We start from the raw sequence: 20,575 nt of genomic DNA, 5'->3' as shown, positions 1-20,575 counted from the left end.
AGCTAACATCGTCTGTTTCGCTTCGTTTTCGTCTGCATCAGCAGCAGAGATGCGAACTATACGCACCACCCCAACAACCGTCAACACCCTCTCAGCAAGATTTTTACACCAAATACGTAAGTGCTTGATTTTCAATCAGCACAGCCAGAATGTTTCTGCGTATGGCGCAGCATTCAACGCAGTGACGTGAATTCATCCACGAGTCTGCACGCATCAATACCGCACCCGCATTCCGAAATCAGCACGATTCGCCGAGCACTAAACTTATATATGCAATTACGGATTGATTGCGCGATCTGCTGCCGAATCGGTAGCTTTACGGGCATCTGCTAGAATCGCCGCCATGAGCTATCAAGTCCTCGCACGCAAATGGCGGCCCAAATCTTTCGCCACACTGGTTGGGCAGGAGCACGTCATACGGGCATTGAGCAATGCCCTGCAGAGTCAGCGTCTGCATCACGCTTATCTGCTTACGGGCACACGCGGCGTGGGCAAGACCACCATCGCCCGTATTCTGGCCAAGTCGCTCAATTGTGAAACCGGCCTTACCGCCGAACCGTGCGGCCAGTGCGATGCCTGCCGGCAGATTGATGCGGGGCGCTTTGTGGACCTGCTGGAAATCGATGCGGCATCCAATACCGGCATCGACAATATCCGCGAGGTGCTGGATAACGCGCAGTACGCGCCAACCCAGGGGCGCTTCAAGGTTTACATCATCGATGAAGTGCATATGCTGTCCAAGAGTGCCTTCAACGCGATGCTGAAGACACTGGAGGAGCCACCTGGTCATGTGAAGTTCATTCTGGCGACGACAGACCCACAGAAGGTACCGGTTACGGTCCTGTCACGCTGCCTGCAGTTCTCGCTACGGCAGATGCTGCCGCAGCAGGTAACCACGCATCTTCAGCACATACTGAATATCGAGCAGATTCCCTACGAATCCGCAGCGCTGTCATTGCTGGGGCATGCTGCTGCGGGGAGCATGCGGGACGCGCTGTCCTTGCTTGATCAGGCCATTGCCTATGGCAGCGGCAAAGTGGAAGAAGCCGGCGTCCGCGCCATGCTGGGCGCTGTCGATCAGTCCTGTCTATACGCCTTGCTGGACTGCCTTGCCAGCCGCGACGGCGCCGCCATGATGGCTGCAGCCGCACAACTTGCTGAACGCGGCGTTGGCAGCGAAGCGGCATTGCAGGCCATGGCTACCATTCTGCATCAGCTGGCCCTGCTGCAAACGGTGCCCGGTTCGGTGGCGGCAGATCACCCTCACCACGAGAAGCTTGTTGGACTGGCCGCTCGCCTGACGCCCGAGGCAGTCCAGCTTTATTATCAGATCGCCCTGCATGGTCGGCGTGATCTGGCGTTGGCACCCGACGAGTTTGCCGGTTTGAGCATGACACTGCTGCGCATGCTGGCCTTCACGCCCACACAGCGTCTGGAAGTCGCATTCCAGGCAGGTGCACCGGCCAGTGCAGTGGCGATCCCTGCAGATGCTGCCCCCCCCGCCCCTGCTTTACCGCTAGCGCCGCCTCCATCACAGCCCATTGCGCCTGACGAGGTCGAGCCGTCCACGCAGCGGCAAGAGCCAAGCACCCCAGTGCCCGTAGCTTTCGATGGCGACTGGCCCGCACTGGTTGCCCAGCTCAAGCTGGGCGGCTTTGCGGGCATGCTGGCGCAGCACGCACAGCTTGATCACCATGCGGATGGGCATTTCACACTCGCCGTACCAGATGCCCATAAAGTCGTCGCCGGGCCCGACTATCGCGACAAACTAGCGCAGGCATTGAGCACCCACCTGGGTCAGAGCATCCGCGTCTCGGTCACGGTTGGCGGCAATGAAGCTGCGGTGCCAGCGGCTTTGCAGCAGCGCGAACGACAGGCGCAGCATGCGGATGCGGTTGATGCCATCAATCGTGACCCGATCGTGCAGCAATTAATCACCGAGTTCGATGCGCATGTGCTACCGGACTCGATACAACCCCGGCCCCAATCGGCCTGATCCACACCCTCTATTTGCTTCAAGGAGCCACCATGTTCAATAAAGGCGCGCTGGGAAACCTGATGAAACAGGCCCAGCAAATGCAGGAAAACATGAAAAAGGCGCAGGATGATCTCGCCAATGTCGATGTCGAGGGCCAGTCCGGCTCCGGCCTCGTCAAAGTCGTGATGAACTGTCAGCACACTGTCAGGCGTGTGAATATCGACCCCAGCCTGCTGGCGGACGACAAAGACATGCTGGAAGACCTGATCGCTGCTGCGTTCAACGATGCACTACGCAAGGCAGAAGAGGTTTCCAAGGAAAAGATGGCAGGCTTTACGGCGGGTATGAATCTGCCAGCCGGCATGAAACTGCCTTTCTGACTTCCGCCCAGCCTGCCGGGCAGAGCAATACCCAGCCCGGCAACTACTTGCACCGCATCCCCTCCTGATGAAGACTCCCTCGTCGCTCGACCAACTGATCGCTGCCTTGCGTGTACTGCCAGGCGTGGGCCCGAAGTCCGCCCAGCGCATGGCCTATCACCTGTTGCAACGCAATCAGGCCGGTGCAGCGGCCTTGGCACAAGCCCTGGCAGATGCGCTCACCCGCCTTAAAATGTGCGCGCGCTGCAATACCTTTACCGAGGAGGCAGTCTGCGAGCTGTGCGCTGATCCGGCACGCGATGATCGACAGCTATGCGTCGTGGAAATGCCAACCGATCTGCTGCGCATGGAGCAGACGGTGGCATTCAAGGGTCGCTATTTCATCCTGATGGGACGGCTGTCTCCGCTTGACGGCATCGGGCCGGCGGATATTCATTTCGACAAGCTACTGGACCGTGCCGGTGATGGCCTGGTAGAGGAAGTGATTCTCGCCACCAACTTCACCGTCGAAGGCGAAGCCACAGCGCATTACCTGGCCGAGTCCCTGCGTGCTAAAGGGGTGTCCGTTACCCGGATCGCCCGAGGATTGCCGTCGGGAGGAGAGCTGGAGCATGTGGATAGCAGCACCTTGGCTCAGGCGTTTCTGGAGCGCCGCAACCTCTGACCCGACCTGCTTGAGACATATGTGTTGGCATGGCGCGAAAGCCAGGCCAGCTTGGTTGAACCGCTCGTTGCGAAACGAGTAAACTCGGCACCACCTGCCCGAGCCGCACCAGAGCGCACTTGATGACCGCAACTGTCAAACCTGCCCCTACCCGTCAAAGCGCGCCATTCGAACTCAAAAGCGCAGCACTCAACCTGATTGCCTTTACACCCAAAACCGCCAGCCTGGATGAGCTGGGGGAGGCGCTTGCGCTCAAACTGGCTGTACAGCCGGGTTTCTTCAGCGGTGAAGCTGCCGTCATCGACCTGAGCGACTGGCCGGGAGAGGCCACCAGTCTGGAGCTATCGGGCCTGGTCACGTTATTGCGCAAGTCCGGCTTGCACGCACTGGCTGCTCGTGGCGGTGCCGAAGCCAGTCGTCGTGCCGCCGATGCCGCCGGTTTGCTGGTTTTGCCTGAGCTGCCCGCGCAGGATTCCCAGGTTGCCACCGGCAAAGTCGAGGCCAAGTCAGCAGCCCCTGGCAACCCACCCGCACTCGTGATCGACAAACCTGTGCGCAGTGGCCAACAGGTGTATGCCCGTGGTGGTGACCTCATCGTGCTGGCCTTGGTCAGCCACGGTGCCGAACTGATCGCTGACGGCAATATCCATGTGTATGCGCCTTTGCGTGGGCGGGCGCTGGCAGGGGCGCGGGGCGATACTCAGGCACGCGTGTTTACCTATTGTATGGAAGCAGAGCTGCTCTCGGTTGCCGGTGTATACCGGGCCATCGATGAGCAGCTGCCGAGCAGTATCAAAGGCAAGGCCGCCCAAGTCCGACTGGACGGCAACAAGCTGGTGATCGAAGCGTTATCACTCGGCTGATATCAAAACATTCGTCAATTCATACAGATTTAGGAACAGATTGTGACCAAGATCATCGTTATCACCTCAGGCAAGGGTGGGGTGGGCAAGACCACAACCAGCGCCAGCTTTGCCTCGGGCCTGGCCCTGCGCGGCAACAAGGTCGCCGTGATCGACTTTGACGTCGGCCTGCGTAACCTGGACCTGATCATGGGTTGCGAGCGTCGCGTGGTGTACGACTTCGTCAATGTGATCCAGGGTGAGGCGACGCTGCGTCAAGCGCTTATCAAGGACAAGCACTGTGACAATCTGTATGTGCTCCCGGCCTCGCAAACCCGCGACAAAGAGGCACTCACGCGCGAGGGCGTCGGCAAGGTGCTCGATGACCTCAAGGCCGATGGCTTTGATTTCATCATCTGCGATTCGCCTGCCGGCATTGAAACCGGTGCCTTGATGGCACTGTACTTTGCCGATGAAGCCGTCGTGGTCACCAACCCGGAGGTGTCATCCGTACGGGACTCGGATCGCATTCTGGGCATTCTGGATGCCAAGTCGCGCAAGGCCGAAGAGGGGCAGACCCTGAAAGCGCACCTGCTGATCACCCGCTATTCACCCAAGCGTGTCGATGCCGGCGAGATGTTGTCGCTGGAAGATATCCAGCACTTGCTGCGCATTCCCCTGATTGGCGTCATTCCCGAGTCGGAATCCGTGCTGCAGGCGTCCAATAGCGGCACGCCGGCAATCCATATCGAAGGCAGCGACGTTGCCGAAGCCTACAAAGATGTCATTGCGCGCTTCCTCGGGGAGGATCGCCCACTGCGCTTTATCGATTCACCCAAGCAAGGCTGGCTTGCCCGCCTGTTCGGGGGTTGATCCATGTCTTTTCTCGATTACTTGCTGGGCAACAAGAAAAAATCCGCCTCGGTTGCACGCGAACGGCTGCAGATCATCCTGGCGCATGAGCGCGCAGGCCGGGGTGGCCCGGACTATCTGCCTGCATTGCAGCAGGAGCTGATTGCCGTCATCTCCAAGTATGTTGCAGTCGGTCAGGACGACATCAAGGTGTCTCTGGAGCGTCAGGATGATTATGACGTGCTGGAAGTCAACATCGTCTTGCCGGAAGGCGCCAAGCGCTAAGCGAAAAGGCCGGGTTTCAACCCGGCCTTTTGCTGCCATAATCGTTCAGAGCCGGCCACAGAGCAGGGCGACTATCCATCAAGGCCATGACCGACAACGTCGAAGTTTCCACCAGCAACGAGCGTCCGATACAGCTCGAAAAGTTTCTCAGCCCACGCGGGACCGAGCGTTGGTGCAAGCGGCTTTCCGCTGCTTATCCTGCAGCCGATTACTGGCTATGCCATGAGGCCCGCATTCTTCAGGGTTTTCAGCGCGACCAGCGCCATGCCGCGCGCTTTGTGGGCGTAGACCTGGATGAGCAAGCCCTGATCAGCGAAGCTGCAGGTCACCCGCTGACGCACTGGCTGGCCACACCGGTGGGCGAGTTGGAACACCCGTTCCAGCGCTCCAGTGAGCTGGTCAAGCTGATACTCGCCTGCCTCAAGGCGCTCCAGCACCTGAGCCATTCGGGCCTGGTGCACGGCGGCCTGCGCCCGGATGTGCTGGTACTGCGACAGAACGACGATGGCGCGATCGATTACGACCAGATCACGGTGATTGATTTCGGCGTCGCTCGTAACGCGCAACAGCGTATCGAGAAGCCACTGTTTGTCGATCTGGCCAGCCAGGATGCCGCCTATATGGCGCCGGCAATGCGTGATGCCATCCACCGCGACTGGCAGACCTATGCGCGACTGGTAGGTGAACCGGGAAAGACCGGCTGGTATGAACTCTCGGAGACGGCACGCCGCCAGTACACCACGGTGCTAATTCCCGATCTGGCCATCAATACGCTGGATTGGCGTGTAGACCTTTACGCATTGGGCCACTGGTTCAAACAGATTTCGCTACACCGGATCGATTATTACAAAGACGCGCACCAGGAGACTCTCCCGGCCTTGATCCGCAAGATGCAGAAGCCGGTGCTGCAAGGTGGCTTCACCAGTCTCGACGCCTGTATCAAGGCGTTCGAGGCCCTGGAGATCGACAAACGCCCGCTGGTCATCGCCGAGGCGCCCCAGACTACCGGCGTGTACAGCATGCACCCCGCACCGGTGTTACATCCCGTTGCACCCGGTAACGTACTCCCGAGCATCCGCCTGGATGACGAGTTCTCGCCCAGCCCGGCCGGCGTGCATCGCCGTGATCACCGTGCTGAACCCTCGCACGGCAAGGGCAAGCTGATCGGCATTGGTATCGGCCTGATCGTCGTGGCGGCGGTCGGTGCCGCCCTGCTGAGTTCCAAGGATCAGCACGCCAGCCCGACACCGGAAAAGGACGTTGAACAGGGGGAGGGGGCGTCTGTCAGCTCGCATGGCGCACCGGAACAGGACGCCAAGCCCATCGCCCAGGCCGAACCCGCCGCTCCGGATGCCACAGTACTGGCGGGACTCTCGCTCGCCGATCTGCGCCGCGCCGCGGAGGCAGGAGATCCTGCCGCGCAGACCCAGCTAGGCTTGCGTTACCGCAAAGGACAAGGCGTGCCGGCAGACAACGAACTGGCGGTCAGCTGGTATCGCAAGGCCGCAGATCAGCATCACGCAGAGGCGCAGGCCTATCTGGGCTTCATGTTCATGACCGGCCGAGGTATCCGCAAGGATGATGGCGAGGCAGTACGTTACTCGCAACTGGCCGCCGATCAAGGTAATCCCACCGGTCAATATAATCTGGCCCTGCTGTATCTGTCGGGTCGCGGTGTGCCGCTCGACAAGCTCAGTGCCTATCGCTTGCTGAAACAGGCCGCAGTGCACGACCCATCTGCCAAGGCAAGGCTCGCCGAAGTTGAGAGACTACTCACCCCGGCCCAGCGCGAAGCCGCTGCACAACCCTGATCCGGGTTGTGCAGCAGCCCTGCCCGTTAGTGGTCTGCGGACATCAGTTGCCGCGCGTGCAGCAACTGCAGACGCACTTCCGCATCCCTGCGGGCGCGATCCAGATCGTGCCATTCACGACGTAAACGCTTGCGCTCTTCATCGCTGGCCGCCTTCCTGATCTTGTCCTGCAGCACAGCCAGTTCGCCAGACCAGCGCCTCAAATCGTTCTCAAGCCGCTCGATGTCTCGGCGCAACTCATAGACCAACCGCCCCCGCTCGTAGTGTTGCAGGAAGCCGGCTTGCAGTTCCGGAGCGCAGACATTCTGGTAGCTGCGTCCCTCACGCCCCTCCCGATAGCCGTTCTCGGGGGTGCAGTAGGCCAGCAGGCCACGCTCGCGGCCCTTAGCATATTCGGCAGGATCGGGGAGTACACCCACCTTCTGGCAGGCTTCGGCATAGTCTGCCAGACGATCCTCGCGGCCATTGCGGCCATCTTTCTCTCCCGCGCCGTACCAATCACCGGCACGACAGGCGGCGTCCGACATGGCGGCACAACCACCGAGTACCAGGATTCCCAGCCCAAGGCAGAGCTGTCTGATTACACGTTGCATGCTGATTACCTTTTGATGATCTGCTTGCAGACTAGGCGACTTGCTTTGAACCGTCACTGAACAAAAAACCCGGCACAAGGCCGGGTTTTGTCTGGATGGCTGCAAGCAATCAGCCGCGCTTGCGCGATGCAATCCGCATCCGCAGCGCATTGAGCTTGATGAAGCCTTCGGCGTCCTTCTGATTGTAGGCACCGCCATCATCATCGAAGGTGGCAATGGTCTGGTCAAACAGGGTGTCCTTGGAATCACGCGACACCACCGAGACACTGCCCTTGTAAAGCTTCACACGCACCCAGCCATTCACATAGCCCTGCGTGTGATCGATCAACGTCTGGATCGCACGGCGTTCCGGGCTCCACCAGTAGCCGTTGTAAATCAGCTCGGCGTAGCGCGGCATCAGGTGGTCCTTGAGGTGGGCAACTTCACGGTCCAGCGTGATCGATTCGATACCACGGTGGGCCTTGAGCAGGATGGTGCCGCCGGGGGTTTCGTAGCACCCGCGCGACTTCATACCCACGTAACGGTTCTCGACCAGATCAAGCCGGCCGATGCCATGCTTGCCACCCAGCTCATTGAGCTTGGCGAGCACGTCGTGAGGCTTGAGCTGCACACCGTTCACAGCGACTACATCACCGTTCGCGAATTCCAGATCCACATACTCGGGCGCATCGGGCGCGGCTTCGGGCGAGACGGTCCAGCGCCACATGCTTTCTTCTGCCTCGGCTTTGGGGTCTTCGAGATGACGGCCTTCAAAGCTGATATGCAGCAGGTTGGCATCCATCGAATACGGCGCACCGCCCTGCTTGTGCTTCATGTCGATGGCAATGCCAGCCTGCTCGGCATAGGCCAGCAGCTTTTCGCGCGATACCAGATCCCACTCGCGCCAAGGAGCGATCACCTTCACGCCCGGCTTGAGGGCGTAGTAACCCAGCTCGAACCGGACCTGATCATTGCCCTTGCCGGTCGCGCCGTGGCTCACGGCATCAGCGCCGGTAGCGTTGGCGATTTCGATCTGGCGCTTGGCGATCAGCGGACGGGCGATCGAGGTACCCAGCAGGTATTCGCCTTCGTAGATCGTATTGGCACGGAACATGGGGAACACGAAGTCGCGCACGAACTCTTCGCGCAGATCGTCGATATAGATGTTCTCGGGTTTGATGCCGAACTTGAGTGCCTTGGCACGGGCGGGCTCCAGCTCTTCGCCCTGGCCGATATCGGCGGTGAAGGTGACCACTTCGCACTGGTAAGTGTCTTGCAGCCACTTGAGGATCACGGAGGTATCGAGGCCACCGGAATACGCGAGGACGACTTTCTTGATATCGGACATATTGGAACTCTTGGGTCGGTTATCTAGATCAAAATCTTGGTTGTCTGGCTCAGTTGGCCACGCGGCCCAGCAGCAGGAACTCGATCAATGCTTTCTGCGTGTGCATGCGGTTCTCGGCTTCATCCCAGACCAGCGACTGCGGACCGTCGAGCACTTCAGGGTCCACTTCCTCGCCACGGTGTGCCGGCAAGCAGTGCAGGAATACCGCATCCTTGTCGGCCAATTTCATCAGCTCACTGCTGACCTTGTAATTCAGGAAGTCGACGCGGCGTTGCAGGCTCTCACGCTCGAAACCCATCGACACACAGACGTCGGTAGACACCAGATCGGCGCCTTCCACCGCTTCGCGAGGATCGTTGGTCTGCACCAGATGGGCGCTGTAATCGATGCCATCGATCACCTTCATCTCGTAACCCTTGGGGCAAGCGAGATGCAGTTTGAAGTTGAAAATGCGCGCGGCCTGCAGCCAGGTGCGCGAGATATTGTTGCTGTCGCCAACCCAGGCCACCGTCTTGCCTTCAATGCTGCCGCGATGTTCGATGAAGGTGAAGATATCGGCCAGCGTCTGGCACGGATGGTATTCGTTAGTCAGACCATTGATGACAGGTGCGTTCGAGTACTTGGCGAAGGTATCGACGATGGTCTGCTCATAGGTGCGCAGCATGACGATATCGCACATGCGGCCGATCACGCGCGCCACATCCTCGATGGGTTCGCCACGGCCGAGCTGGGTATCCTTGCTCGCCAAGAACATGGCATGGCCGCCAAGCTGATTCATGCCAGCCTCGAACGACACACGCGTCCGTGTCGAGCTTTTCTCGAAGATCATCGCCAGCGTCTTGCCCACGAGCGGCTGATAAAGCTCACCTCGGCGCAGACGGTCCTTCAGCACTCGGCTACGCGCGAACAGGTGCTCGTATTCGTCGCGGGTGAAGTCGGTGAACTGGAGGAAGTGCCTGACCGTCATGCTGGCCTCTTGTGCGTTGCGGAAAAGCGTCGAGCTTCGCCGAGCACATGATCTTGGTCAAGCAGGAATTTCGCCTATGCGACGTCCGTTTATGGAATATCGACCCACATCGGGTTATGGCTTGTCAGCAGTCCGTGGTGGCGACCAGCACCTGATTCCGGCCGCTCTGCTTGGCCAGATACAGGGCACCATCCGCAGCGTGCAGCAACAGATCCGGCTCGGTCCCGCAGCGCGGGAACTCGGCCAGCCCCGCCGAGAAGGTGAGCTGATCAATCCGGAAGTCCGGCCCTTGTACGATCAGGGCACGCATCGCATCCAGTAAAGCGTGCATACGCACCAGAGCCTGTTCCATGCGGATATCCGACAGAACCAGACAGAACTCTTCGCCCCCAAAGCGGCACGCGAAATCCGACCCCCGGATATGCATAGCCAGCATGGCCGCAAAATCGACCAGCACCTGGTCGCCGGCGGGATGGCCAAAGCGGTCATTCACGGATTTGAAGTGGTCCAGATCGATAAGGACTACACAGAGCGGATAGCGGCGGCGTCCCGCCAGACGAATCTGATTACTCAGTTCCTCCTGCAGGTAGCGGCGGTTGTAGAGATTGGTCAGGGGATCGCGCACGGCCTGCTCACGCAGCTTGGCCTGTAATCGCTCGATTTCCTGCATCTTCCCGGCGAGTGCGTGGTTGAGCTTTTCCAGCTCGGCACGCGCACGCTCGGCCTCTGCATGCTTGTGCAGGGCAAAGTCGCGCTCGCGCTCCGCCTCCGCCAGCTCGTTCTGCAAATTGCTGATCAACGCCTTGGCTCGAGCGGCACTGCCCGTTGAACGCTGATAAAGCTGCTGGTGCTGTTCCTGATAGGCATACGCCGTCTGCCAATTACCCAGCGCAGCATGGGTTCTGGCCAGTTCACGACTGATCTGTACCGGGTAATAGGGGTCCTGCAACTTGCCCAGCAAGCGCTCCGCCTCTTGCAGGGCTAGCAAGGCATCTGCGGGTCGGGACTCGCCGTGGGCGATCAGACCCTGTACCCAGTGACAATGCACCGTCACGCCCGGTTCCTCGGATGCGGCTGCCGCCGCCAGTGCCGGCACGATCAGTGCTCGCGCCTGATCCCATTCACCGTGCGCGGCGTAGGTATGCGCGGCAATGGCCTGGAAAAAGGCGGCATTGGCGCGCCCCATGCGCAGGTGATCATCCTCGATATGCAAATGCGGGTGAATGGTATCGAAGGCAGCTTCATGGGCCCCGATCGCCAGCTGGCACATGGCAAGATTACTGGCAACCAGTGTCGCCAGCGCCGCGCGCTCTGAGCGTGCAACCATCTCGCTGGCCTCAACCAGAAAACGGATGGCATCTTCGTAATTCCCCGCCCCATGCTGTACATCACCGAGATTCGATAACACCAGTGCAAGGTGGTCGGGTGATCCCAATTGCCGCGCAGCGGCCAGCGCCTTGTAGAAGTGGCGCATGGCCTCTTCAGGCAGACCGGCATCGGAACAGGTGGCGCCCAGCGCATTACGGATCAGGAAGGCGTCGACCAGTTCGGCGCCGTCCAGCTCAGGCACAAAGCGGATCAGCTCGGCATAAGCGCTGTCGGTGTTGCCGCTACGTGACTGCATGACCGAACAGCCGAAGCCCGCACGCATCATGCCGCGCAGGTCCGCATCCGATTCGAAGCGGGCTTTCAGATCGATGAATTCGGCTTCAGCCCGCACCGGATCGCCATGGCGCATGTCAAAGCAGGCCAGCACCAGCCTGGCATAGGCAGCGCCGCAGGGATCATCCTGCTGCTTGGCCAAGGCCAAGGCAGACTCACCCAGCTGGCGCGAGCGCAGCGGGTCGCCGTACTGGAGCAGCCAGCCTTCCGCGACGAGGCTCAGCACCTCGGCGGACATAGGCTGCTTCTCAGCGGCGGACGCAAGTGCCTGACGGTTCATAGCCGTCAAGCATGCGTGAATCCTTATGCCCCGTCCAGCGGCCGCAGACCTTGTTCATCTGCCGCGGTCAGGACCCGCATGCAAGGCAGCCAGCCATCAAACACCACCCCGTGGAGTTCAACCTGTTTCTGGCTACGCAGCAGATTGACCAGATACGCAATGATCTCGGGCGTGATGATCTGGCCTGGCACCAGTACCGGAATACCCGGCGGATACGGCACGATCTGATCCGCGCTGACCCGGCCAGCCAAATCGGCATTCACCTGATCTGCCTCGTCCAGCAGCGGTGTCAGCTCACCGGCGCAGTAGAACGCGTCGCGCGGCAGGAATTTGAGACGGGTGAAGTGCGGAATGGCAGGGGCACGATACAACCTGCGCGGCGCGCGCGTCTCCCGACTGATGCGCATCAGGGCGTCGTATAGACGAGACACCTTGCTCTTGGTGGTGCCGATGGTCAGCAGCAAGGTGATCGTATTGAACGTCGATTTCTCGATCTGGATGTTGTACCGCTCGAACAGCACGGTCTGGAGATCATCCACCGTGTAGCCACACGCGGAGATATCGACGGTGATCTTGGTCGGGTCCAGCTTCACGTCATCACCCTTGACCGATTCCGGCAGCAGATCCTCCAGCTCAAGCACCCGGAATACACCCGTCGAATTGATCAGCTCGCGCAGTTCGCGGGCCAGCTGCAAGGTGCGGGAGAGCAGTTTGTAGCCTTCCATGCTCATCTGCTTGCGCGCCACATCCAGACTGGCAATCATGCTGTATTGCGGGCTGGTCGATGTATGCATGTTGTAGTTCTCGCGGAACACATGCTCATCGAACTCGGGATCGTTGACGTGGATCATCGAGGCCTGCGAGAAGGCGCTCATGACCTTGTGGGTTGATTGCGTCGCGAAGTCCGCACCGGACTCCAGCGCCGTAGGCCGCAGCTCCGGATGGAAGCGCGCATGACCGTACCAGGCCTCATCGATGATCACCTTGATGCCCTTGGCGTGCGCTGCCGCAATGATGGGCTTGAGGTCATAACGCAGGCCATCGTAGGTACAGGAGGTCAGGATCATCACCTTGGCGTCGGGGTTGTCTTCAATGGTCTTGAAGATCGTCGCCTTGGGTACCGGGCCGAACAGCCCGTATTCCAGATTGGTACTCGAATCCAGATACACCGGCAGCGCGCCCGAGATCACCACGCCGTGATGCACCGATTTGTGGCAGTTGCGGTCGAGCAGCAGCTTGTCGCCCGGCGCCAGCAGAGTCTGGAGGATGACCTTGTTGGCCGTGGAGGTGCCATTGGTGGCAAAGAAGGTACGTTTGGCACCGAACGCCTGAGCGGCAATCTCCTGCGCCTCCTCGATAATGCCGGTGGGGTGCAGCAGCGAATCCAGCATGGGGACAGAAACAGACAGGTCGCCCTTGAAGCTGTGCTCACCCATGAAGTGATAGAAGTCCTCGGCCCAGGGGCTGCCGCGCAGGCTGTCGCCCGAGCTGTGGCCCGGCGTATGCCAGGCGTCCTTGGCCATGAACACGTATTCCTTGAGTCGATCGTAAAACGGCGTGTGGGCGCGTTCCAGCATCTGGGCGCTGAGGATGCGATACCAACCCAGGTAGTCCGGATCGTCGCGATAGAAGTAGCCATCCACGGCTTCACACAGCAGCGTGTTGACCACCTCGTCTTCATTCTGTTTGGCGATGAGCACGAACACATCCAGCTCGGGCCGCAGCGCATGGATCTCATGTACCAGATCCAGTGCCGACATCTGCAGCTTCTTGCCCTTGCCTGCACCGGAAACGCGATGCAATTGGTCGTCTACAATAACGGCTTGGATATCGCCATCGTTACAGATGGCCGCCAACGCCTCGCGGGCGGTTTCAACACCGGCAAACGTGGTGCCGAGCGGATTGTCGAGCTGGCGTGCGGCGGCATTGAGACCCTTGGTCAACGCCTTGAGCACCTGCTGCTCGTCGTTTACCAGTAAAATACGGCTGATAGGCTTAGGCACGATGTCCCCTCGTTATTTTATGAGACCGGTATTGTCGCCGAAACCTGATACAAGAATCCAAGCCCAAGCCATAAAAAATGATCTGTAACCCCTACGAAGTCATCATACAAGGCGTGACCCGTAGCGGCCGTGAGTTCCGTCCGTCCGACTGGGCCGAGCGGCTGGCCGGCATACTGTCGAGCTTTGGTACTGACCAGAAGCTCTCGTATGCACCCTACGTCCGTCCGATGATGATGGAGAATGTGCGCTGTGTGGCGATCGACAAGCAACTCGAAAAGATCGACCCGCGCGTGTATTCCTTCCTGATGAGCTTTGCCAAAGACAACGACCTGCGTGTGGTCGATTGCCGGCAATTGCTGGACGAACACTACCCGAGCCAGTTTCTCGGTTAAGTGCCTCGCGGCCCTGCAAACAGGATCGCTTCAACTTACCCTCGATAGAGTAAAAACTCTCTGCGCATTCAAAAAAAGGCCAGCTTCACGCTGGCCTTTTTTGTGTGTGCCGCCGGCTTACGTTGCAGCCTGCGCCTGTATGCGACGGCGATGGCGGATCGATGAGTACAAGGCCAGCACGATGAAACCCGCACCAATCAGACCGGTAATGATCTCGGAGACATGCTGGATGGTGCCCACGAACATCAGGGTCGCCAGCGCACCGATCGCGTAGAAGGCACCGTGTTCCAGATAGCGGAACTGATCAAGCGTGCCCTTCTCGACGAAGAGGATGGTCAGCGAACGCACGAACATGGCGCCGATACCCAGGCCAATAGCGATGATGAAGATATTGTTAGACAGCGCAAATGCACCGATCACCCCATCAAAGCTGAAGCTGGCATCGAGCACTTCCAGGTAAAGGAAGCCCGACAAGCCCGTTTTGGCAACCGCCGCGGTCGCGTGGCCGCCGACATCCACCTCGTCATCATCCGACTCGAGCAGCGAGGCGAAACCGTCCACGACGATGTAGGTAATGACACCCGCCACCGAAGCCAGCAGGAACTCCAGCTGCTTGGCAGGAGGTAGCCAGGTCGAGATCAGGTACACGGCGGCCAGGCAGACCGCGATTTCCACTGCTTCCATCTTGCCCAGCTTGGACAACGGCGCCTCGATCACGCGGACCCAGTGCACATCCTTTTCCTTGTCGATGAAGAACTTGAGGAACACCATCATCAGGAAAGCGCCGCCAAAGCCAGCCACCACGGCATGGGCCGACGTCAGCGTTTCGGCGTAGCGCTCGGGTTCGCCTACGGCGAGCTTGAGTGCGGTCCAGGGATCAATCTGGGCGATTACCGCCACAATCAGGACGGGGAAGACCACGCGCATGCCGAAAACAGCAATCAGCATGCCCCAGGTCAGGAAGCGACGGCGCCAGACTTCATCCATGTTCTTGAGTACGGTGGCATTGACGACCGCGTTATCGAACGAGAGCGACACCTCAAGAATCGACAGGATGAAGGCAATAAAGGCCGCCTGCGGGCCACCTACCCAGAAGGCCGCGCCGATACCCAGCACGGTGACGAGGATGGAGCCCCGGAAGAAACGCAGATTGGACACAGTGACTTGGCTTTCAGCGGGTAAAGGTTAAGGCGGCCGATTCTCGTTGATGCGGGGCACTCAGCCAAGTCCGATTTCACGCCACAGCGCATCAATGCGCGCCACCGAGGCCGCATCGCGTTCGATCACCCTGCCCCACTCACGATTCGTTTCGCCGGGCCATTTGTTGGTGGCATCGAGCCCCATCTTGGAACCCAGGCCTGAAACCGGCGAGGCGAAGTCCAAGTAGTCAATCGGCGTGCTATCTACCAGCACCGTGTCGCGGCTGGGGTCCACGCGCGTGGTGATCGCCCAGATCACTTCCTTCCAGTCGCGCGTATTCACATCCTCATCCACCACGATGATGAACTTGGTGTACATGAACTGGCGCAGGAACGACCACACGCCAAACATCACCCGCTTGGCATGGCCGGGGTAGGACTTCTTCATGCTCACAATCGCCATCCGGTACGAACAGCCCTCGGGCGGCAGGTAAAAGTCCACGATCTCGGGAAACTGCTTTTGCAGGATGGGTACGAACACCTCATTGAGCGCCACGCCCAGCACCGCAGGTTCATCGGGCGGCTTGCCTGTATAGGTGCTGTGGTAGATCGGTTTGGGTCGATGGGTGATGCGCTCGACCGTGAACACAGGGAACCAGTCCTGCTCGTTGTAGTAACCCGTGTGATCGCCATAGGGGCCTTCGAGTGCGTGCAGATACCCGCCAATCTCCTTGAGCGGCACGCCGGCCTCGGACACGCCCGTCCAGCCTGATTCGGCCGGCTGGATGCTGCCTTCGAGCACGATCTCGGCCGTGGCCGGCACTTGCAGCTCGCTACCGATGCACTTGACCAGTTCGGTCTTGCTGCCGCGCAGCAGGCCGGCGAATTGATACTCGCTGAGCGCGTCCGGCACCGGGGTAACGGCACCCAATATGGTGGCTGGATCGCAGCCCAGCACCACGGCAATCGGAAATGGCGTGCCGGGCGACTTGATCGCGTGTTCGCGGAAATCCAACGCGCCACCACGGTGCGCCAGCCAGCGCATGATCAGCTGATTGCAGCTGATCAACTGTTGTCGATAGATACCCAGATTCTGCCGCGGCTTGTGCGGGCCGCGCGTCACCACCAGGCCCCAGGTAATCAGCGGCGCGACATCGCCGGGCCAACAGTGCTGGATGGGTATGCTGCTGAGATCGACCTTTGCGCCTTCATGCACCACTTCCTGGCACGGCGCGCTGCGCACCAGCTTGGGTGCCATGTTCAGTACCTGCTTGAGTAGCGGCAGCTTGTCCCAGGCATCGCGCAGGCCTTTGGGCGGTTCGGGTTCCTTCAGGTAGGCAAGCAGCTTGCCGATCTCCCGCAAAGCACTCACATCCTGAGCGCCCATGCCCAGCGCCACACGGCGCGGGGTACCGAACAGGTTGCCGAGCACCGGCATGGTGTGGCCAGGCACGTTCTCGAACAGCAAGGCCGGGCCTTCGGCGCGCAGCACGCGGTCGCACAGCTCGGTCATTTCAAGCCGGGCCGAGACAGGCTGGCGGATACGCTTGAGTTCGTTCTGGGCCTCAAGCTGGGTGATGAAGTCGCGAAGATCGGTGTATTTCATGGGGAGCGAGCGTAGCGAGTGTGGGCAGGCAAGTCCATGCCGGCCTGCTGTCAGACATCCAGTGGATCCACATCCAGCGACCAACGGACACGCGTGTTCGCTGGCTGCGCGCGCAGCGCTGCCATCCAGGTGCGCAAGAAGGCCTGCAATCGACCGCGGTGGCCCGATTGCACCAGTAACTGGGCGCGTTCGCGGTTAGCCAGCCGCACCATGGCCGCCGCTACCGGGTCCCATACGGTCACCGCGTCATCCATGGGGGCCAGCGTCAGGGCCTGTTGCAGGAAGGCCAGTGCCGTGTCCAGCTGGGCGGCCTCGGCCCGCAGCAGGGCCTGGAATACAAAGGGCGGAAAGCCGGCCAGCGCGCGGTCGGCCAGCTCGTTGCGGGCAAAGGCGGCGTAGTCATCAGCCAGCAGGGCCTGATAAAGCGGGTGCTCGGGGAAGTCGGTCTGTACCAGCACTTCTCCGGCCAGATCAGCCCGGCCAGCCCGGCCAGCAACTTGCGTCAGCAAGGCGTAGACACGCTCGCCAGCCCGGAAATCGGCCGAGTACAGACCGCTGTCGCTACCCAGCACCACCACCAAGGTGAGCTTGGGAAAATCGTGGCCCTTGGCCAGCATCTGGGTGCCGATCAGCACATCGGCTTCGCCGCCGTGCACCTGCGCCAGCGCAGCCTCGAAACTGCCCTTGCGACGGATGCTGTCGCGGTCGATCCGCAGCAGGCGCGCGTCAGGCAGGCGGGTAGCCAGCATCGCCTCCAGCCGCTGCGTGCCCTGCCCCACCGGGTTCAGATCACGGTTGCCGCAGCCGGGGCAGGCCGCCGTCATGCGTTCTTCCCAGCCGCAATGGTGGCAACGCAGGCTGCGCTCACGCAGATGCACGGTCAGCCTCGCGGAGCAGCGGGTGCAGGCCGCCATCCAGCCGCACTCGCCGCAATGCATCACGGGTGCATAACCGCGCCGGTTCAGGAAAATCAGGCTCTGCTCACCACGTGCCAGGCGCTCGCCGATGGCAGCCAGCGCCAGCGGGTGCAGGCCATCCTGCAATATCTGATGGCGTGTCGGCAGCAGTCGCAGTGTGGGAGGGCGGGCGCCTTGCACGGCACGCTGACGTAAAGTAAGGCGCTGGTAACGCCCCTGTTCAGCGTTGTGCCAGGTCTCGATGCCGGGCGTGGCCGAACCCAGCACCACCGGCAAACCGGCACGACGCGCACGGTAGATGGCCAGGTCACGCGCCGAATAGCGCAAGCCTTCCTGCTGCTTGAAGCTGCTGTCGTGTTCCTCATCGACAACGATCAGACCCAGATCCGGCATGGGGGTAAACACGGCCAGCCGCGTCCCCAGCACGATGGCCGCTTCGCCACGTGCGGCACGTACCCAGCCAGTGGCACGTTCACCATCCGCCACGCCGCTATGCAGACTGACGATGCCGACCCCGGGGAAGCGATCGCGGAAACGGCTTTCCAGTTGGGGCGTCAGATTGATTTCAGGCACCAGCACCAAGGCTTGCCGGCCGGCGGCCAGTTGCGCCGCGATGGCGTGCAGATAGACCTCGGTCTTGCCACTACCGGTAATGCCGTGCAGCAGGTGGGTCTGAAACCCGGTTGTCGCGGCGATGGCCGCCACCGCCTGCTGCTGCTCGGCATTCAACGCCGGCCCCTCCGCGGCCTGCGGCGGGACACGAGGCACGGGCAGGGTCTGCACCCAGCCTTGCTCCAGCCAGCCTTGCAGCAGCTTCCAGGCCGAGGGCGACACCGCACGCACTGCGGTCTCGCTCACCGGCTGCGCGAGCATGGCGGCCAACCGCTGTTGCAGCGTGGCGCGCTTGGGCACAGCGGCAAGCAGCACTGCCGTATCGACCGCCGCATAGGTGCAAGCGGGTTTGACGATGAAAGTCTGTGGCTCGCGAAAACGTCCCGGTATGGCCGTGTGCGCCACCTGACCCAGCGGGTGCTGGTAATAATCGGCACAGAATTGCAGCAGTCCCAGCGTGCCGGTATCGAGTGCGGGCAAATCGTCCAGCACGGCCTCAACCGGCTTGATGCGCATGGCCGGGTCGCCCGGCGCATCGGCAAGGGCGATCACCAGACCGACCAAGCGCTGGCGACCAAACGGCACGATCACGCGCTGACCCGGCTGCGCAACCATGCCATCGGGCAGCGCGTAATCGAACAGACGATCCAGTGGCACATCGAGTGCAACGCTTAGATAAGGCATGCAATCCGTCGGAAGTATCGGGGACGCGGGCAGCTTGCCACCCTGCTCACCCTGAATCGTGCTGATTTTCCACCATGGCTTGTCATGATGAACATGCCGAAAAAGACGCTAAGTGCCCATCACCACAGGGGGTTTTGACTATGTCCACAGAAGCTGTGGATAAGTTTGTGGGCAAGTTTGTGAAGACCGGACTTTTCCTAGCAGGATCAAGCTCGCCGCTGACTTGCTCAAAAAACAGGCAAACTAAAATATCTTTAAAAATCAGTGACTTGAAAAAACGCCTCGTCTGCAACACTCGATCAATGGGTGCTTGACAAGCCTCGCGAGTCACCAGTCCAACTCTGTGCATAAGTTAACTGGCATTCTCGCCGTATCACTTCAACATCTGTGCTTAAACCACTGTTTTTACGTGTAGATCAGCAAAACCTGAATTCTTGCTGCGGCACAACATGGGTGCACCGCAGCGGTGCATGTCAAACAGCCGTGTGATACGACCGCGAATGTTTGTGCACGGCATTCACCAAAGCCGTCACATGATCCGGTGGCGTGTGCTGCGAAATACCATGGCCCAGATTGAAGACATGGCCACTGCCTACGCCGTAGCTGGCCAACAAACGCTCGACCTCGGATTCAATGGCCTGCGGATTGGCCATCAGGGCCACCGGGTCGAAGTTGCCTTGCAGGGCGACCTTTGCACCCACGCGGCGACGCGCATCGGCCAGGTCCACGGTCCAGTCCAGGCCCACTGCATCGCAACCCGTATTGGCGATGTCTTCCAGCCACAATCCACCGCCCTTGGTGAACACGATCACCGGCACGCGGCGGCCATCGTGCTCTCGGATCAGGCCGTCGATGATGCGTTGCATGTAGGCGAGCGAAAATTCCTGATACTTGCCGTAGGCGAGCGCACCACCCCAGCTGTCGAAGATCTGCACGGCTTGGGCACCGGCCTTGATCTGTTCGTTCAGATAGGTCGTCACGGCTTCGGCATTGATGGCGAGGATGTGGTGCAGGAGTTCGGGACGGTCGTACATCAAGGTCTTGATGCGCGCGAAGTCGCTCGAACCCGCGCCTTCGACCATATAACAGGCCAGCGTGAACGGGCTGCCCGAAAAGCCGATCAGCGGCACACGGCCATTGAGGGCCGTGCGGATGCTGGAGACGACATCGAACACGTATTGCAGCTTGTGCATATCGGGCACGGCCAGCGCCTTGATCGCGGCTTCATCACGCAGGGGGCGCTCAAACTTTGGGCCTTCACCTTCGGCAAAGTAGAGGCCCAGCCCCATGGCATCGGGCACGGTGAGGATGTCGGAGAACAGGATGGCCGCGTCGAGCGGGTAGCGATCCAGCGGTTGCAGCGTGACTTCGGTCGCCATGGCCGGCGAGGTGCACAGGCCCATGAAGTTGCCGGCACGGGCGCGTGTAGCGCGGTATTCGGGCAGGTAACGGCCGGCCTGACGCATCAGCCACAGCGGGGTGTAATCGGTCGGCTGGCGCAGCAGCGCGCGCAGGAAGGTGTCGTTGTGCAACGGCGTCATGGAAAGCTCGCAATACGGCGGAGCCGGCAATTATCGCACG

16 protein-coding genes and 1 pseudogene are annotated in these 20,575 nt (G+C 60.5%); 8 read left to right on the top strand and 9 right to left on the bottom strand.

The window, feature by feature from the left end; genetic code table 11:
* The first annotated feature begins 343 nt into the window (after positions 1 to 343).
* From dnaX to O9X62_RS12040, 7 genes are all read left to right on the top strand, one after another.
* Positions 344 to 1,996: a DNA polymerase III subunit gamma/tau gene (gene dnaX, locus O9X62_RS12070; protein WP_269533133.1), complete on the top strand. Its 1,653-nt coding sequence runs from the start codon at positions 344 to 346 to the stop codon at positions 1,994 to 1,996.
* Between the two features lie 32 nt (positions 1,997 to 2,028).
* Positions 2,029 to 2,358 (top strand): YbaB/EbfC family nucleoid-associated protein, encoded by a 330-nt coding sequence (locus O9X62_RS12065; protein WP_269533132.1) that lies wholly within the window; start codon positions 2,029 to 2,031, stop codon positions 2,356 to 2,358.
* Between the two features lie 67 nt (positions 2,359 to 2,425).
* Positions 2,426 to 3,022 carry a recombination mediator RecR gene (recR, locus tag O9X62_RS12060; protein ID WP_269533131.1) on the top strand — a complete coding sequence of 199 codons (597 nt, stop codon included), beginning with the start codon at positions 2,426 to 2,428 and terminating at the stop codon, positions 3,020 to 3,022.
* Positions 3,023 to 3,144: 122 nt separating this feature from the next.
* A complete protein-coding gene (minC, locus tag O9X62_RS12055) occupies positions 3,145 to 3,885 on the top strand; it encodes a septum site-determining protein MinC (protein WP_269533130.1) in 741 nt (246 codons plus the stop codon).
* Between the two features lie 42 nt (positions 3,886 to 3,927).
* Positions 3,928 to 4,737, top strand: coding sequence for a septum site-determining protein MinD (minD, locus tag O9X62_RS12050; protein ID WP_269533129.1), 810 nt, complete (start codon positions 3,928 to 3,930; stop codon positions 4,735 to 4,737).
* Between the two features lie 3 nt (positions 4,738 to 4,740).
* Positions 4,741 to 5,001, top strand: a complete 261-nt coding sequence (gene minE / locus O9X62_RS12045) for a cell division topological specificity factor MinE (RefSeq protein ID WP_269533128.1) — start codon at positions 4,741 to 4,743, stop codon at positions 4,999 to 5,001.
* A gap of 86 nt (positions 5,002 to 5,087) precedes the next feature.
* Complete coding sequence (locus O9X62_RS12040; RefSeq protein ID WP_269533126.1) at positions 5,088 to 6,812, top strand: Sel1-like repeat-containing protein kinase family protein; 1,725 nt, start codon at positions 5,088 to 5,090, stop codon at positions 6,810 to 6,812.
* A gap of 26 nt (positions 6,813 to 6,838) precedes the next feature.
* Here the strand turns inward: O9X62_RS12040 and O9X62_RS12035 are convergent, their stop codons facing one another.
* The 5 genes from O9X62_RS12035 to O9X62_RS12015 all read right to left on the bottom strand — a co-directional run bounded on the left by O9X62_RS12035 (position 6,839) and on the right by O9X62_RS12015 (position 13,644).
* A complete protein-coding gene (locus tag O9X62_RS12035) occupies positions 6,839 to 7,405 on the bottom strand; it encodes a DUF2799 domain-containing protein (protein WP_269533125.1) in 567 nt (188 codons plus the stop codon).
* A gap of 109 nt (positions 7,406 to 7,514) precedes the next feature.
* Positions 7,515 to 8,732 (bottom strand): argininosuccinate synthase, encoded by a 1,218-nt coding sequence (locus O9X62_RS12030; RefSeq protein WP_269533123.1) that lies wholly within the window; start codon positions 8,730 to 8,732, stop codon positions 7,515 to 7,517.
* A 49-nt stretch (positions 8,733 to 8,781) separates the two neighbouring features.
* Positions 8,782 to 9,699, bottom strand: coding sequence for an ornithine carbamoyltransferase (gene argF / locus O9X62_RS12025; protein WP_269533121.1), 918 nt, complete (start codon positions 9,697 to 9,699; stop codon positions 8,782 to 8,784).
* 124 nt (positions 9,700 to 9,823) lie between these two features.
* The gene (locus tag O9X62_RS12020) at positions 9,824 to 11,599 is read right to left on the bottom strand and encodes a diguanylate cyclase (RefSeq protein ID WP_269533120.1); all 1,776 of its coding nucleotides are present in this window, start codon (positions 11,597 to 11,599) and stop codon (positions 9,824 to 9,826) included.
* Positions 11,600 to 11,664: 65 nt separating this feature from the next.
* Complete coding sequence (locus O9X62_RS12015) at positions 11,665 to 13,644, bottom strand: aminotransferase class V-fold PLP-dependent enzyme (RefSeq protein ID WP_269533119.1); 1,980 nt, start codon at positions 13,642 to 13,644, stop codon at positions 11,665 to 11,667.
* A gap of 77 nt (positions 13,645 to 13,721) precedes the next feature.
* Between O9X62_RS12015 and O9X62_RS12010 the strand changes: the two are divergent.
* Positions 13,722 to 14,009 (top strand): annotated as a pseudogene (locus tag O9X62_RS12010) (DUF3579 domain-containing protein); the annotation flags it as partial.
* Positions 14,010 to 14,153: 144 nt separating this feature from the next.
* Here O9X62_RS12010 and O9X62_RS12005 read toward each other — a convergent pair.
* The 4 genes from O9X62_RS12005 to hemE form a co-directional block, all read right to left on the bottom strand.
* Positions 14,154 to 15,194: a DUF475 domain-containing protein gene (locus O9X62_RS12005; RefSeq protein ID WP_269533116.1), complete on the bottom strand. Its 1,041-nt coding sequence runs from the start codon at positions 15,192 to 15,194 to the stop codon at positions 14,154 to 14,156.
* Between the two features lie 60 nt (positions 15,195 to 15,254).
* On the bottom strand, positions 15,255 to 16,781 hold the full coding sequence (ubiD, locus tag O9X62_RS12000; RefSeq protein WP_269533114.1) for a 4-hydroxy-3-polyprenylbenzoate decarboxylase: 1,527 nt from the start codon (positions 16,779 to 16,781) through the stop codon (positions 15,255 to 15,257).
* A gap of 50 nt (positions 16,782 to 16,831) precedes the next feature.
* Complete coding sequence (locus tag O9X62_RS11995) at positions 16,832 to 18,994, bottom strand: primosomal protein N' (protein ID WP_269533113.1); 2,163 nt, start codon at positions 18,992 to 18,994, stop codon at positions 16,832 to 16,834.
* A 473-nt stretch (positions 18,995 to 19,467) separates the two neighbouring features.
* Positions 19,468 to 20,535, bottom strand: coding sequence for a uroporphyrinogen decarboxylase (gene hemE, locus O9X62_RS11990; RefSeq protein WP_269533112.1), 1,068 nt, complete (start codon positions 20,533 to 20,535; stop codon positions 19,468 to 19,470).
* Positions 20,536 to 20,575: the final 40 nt, after the last annotated feature.

The organism is Chitinimonas sp. BJYL2, from assembly GCF_027257935.1.
Classification (GTDB): Bacteria; Pseudomonadota; Gammaproteobacteria; order Burkholderiales; family Chitinimonadaceae; genus Chitinimonas.
Note: the sequence above shows the minus strand (reverse complement) of the source record. Positions and strands in the feature narration are given on the sequence as shown.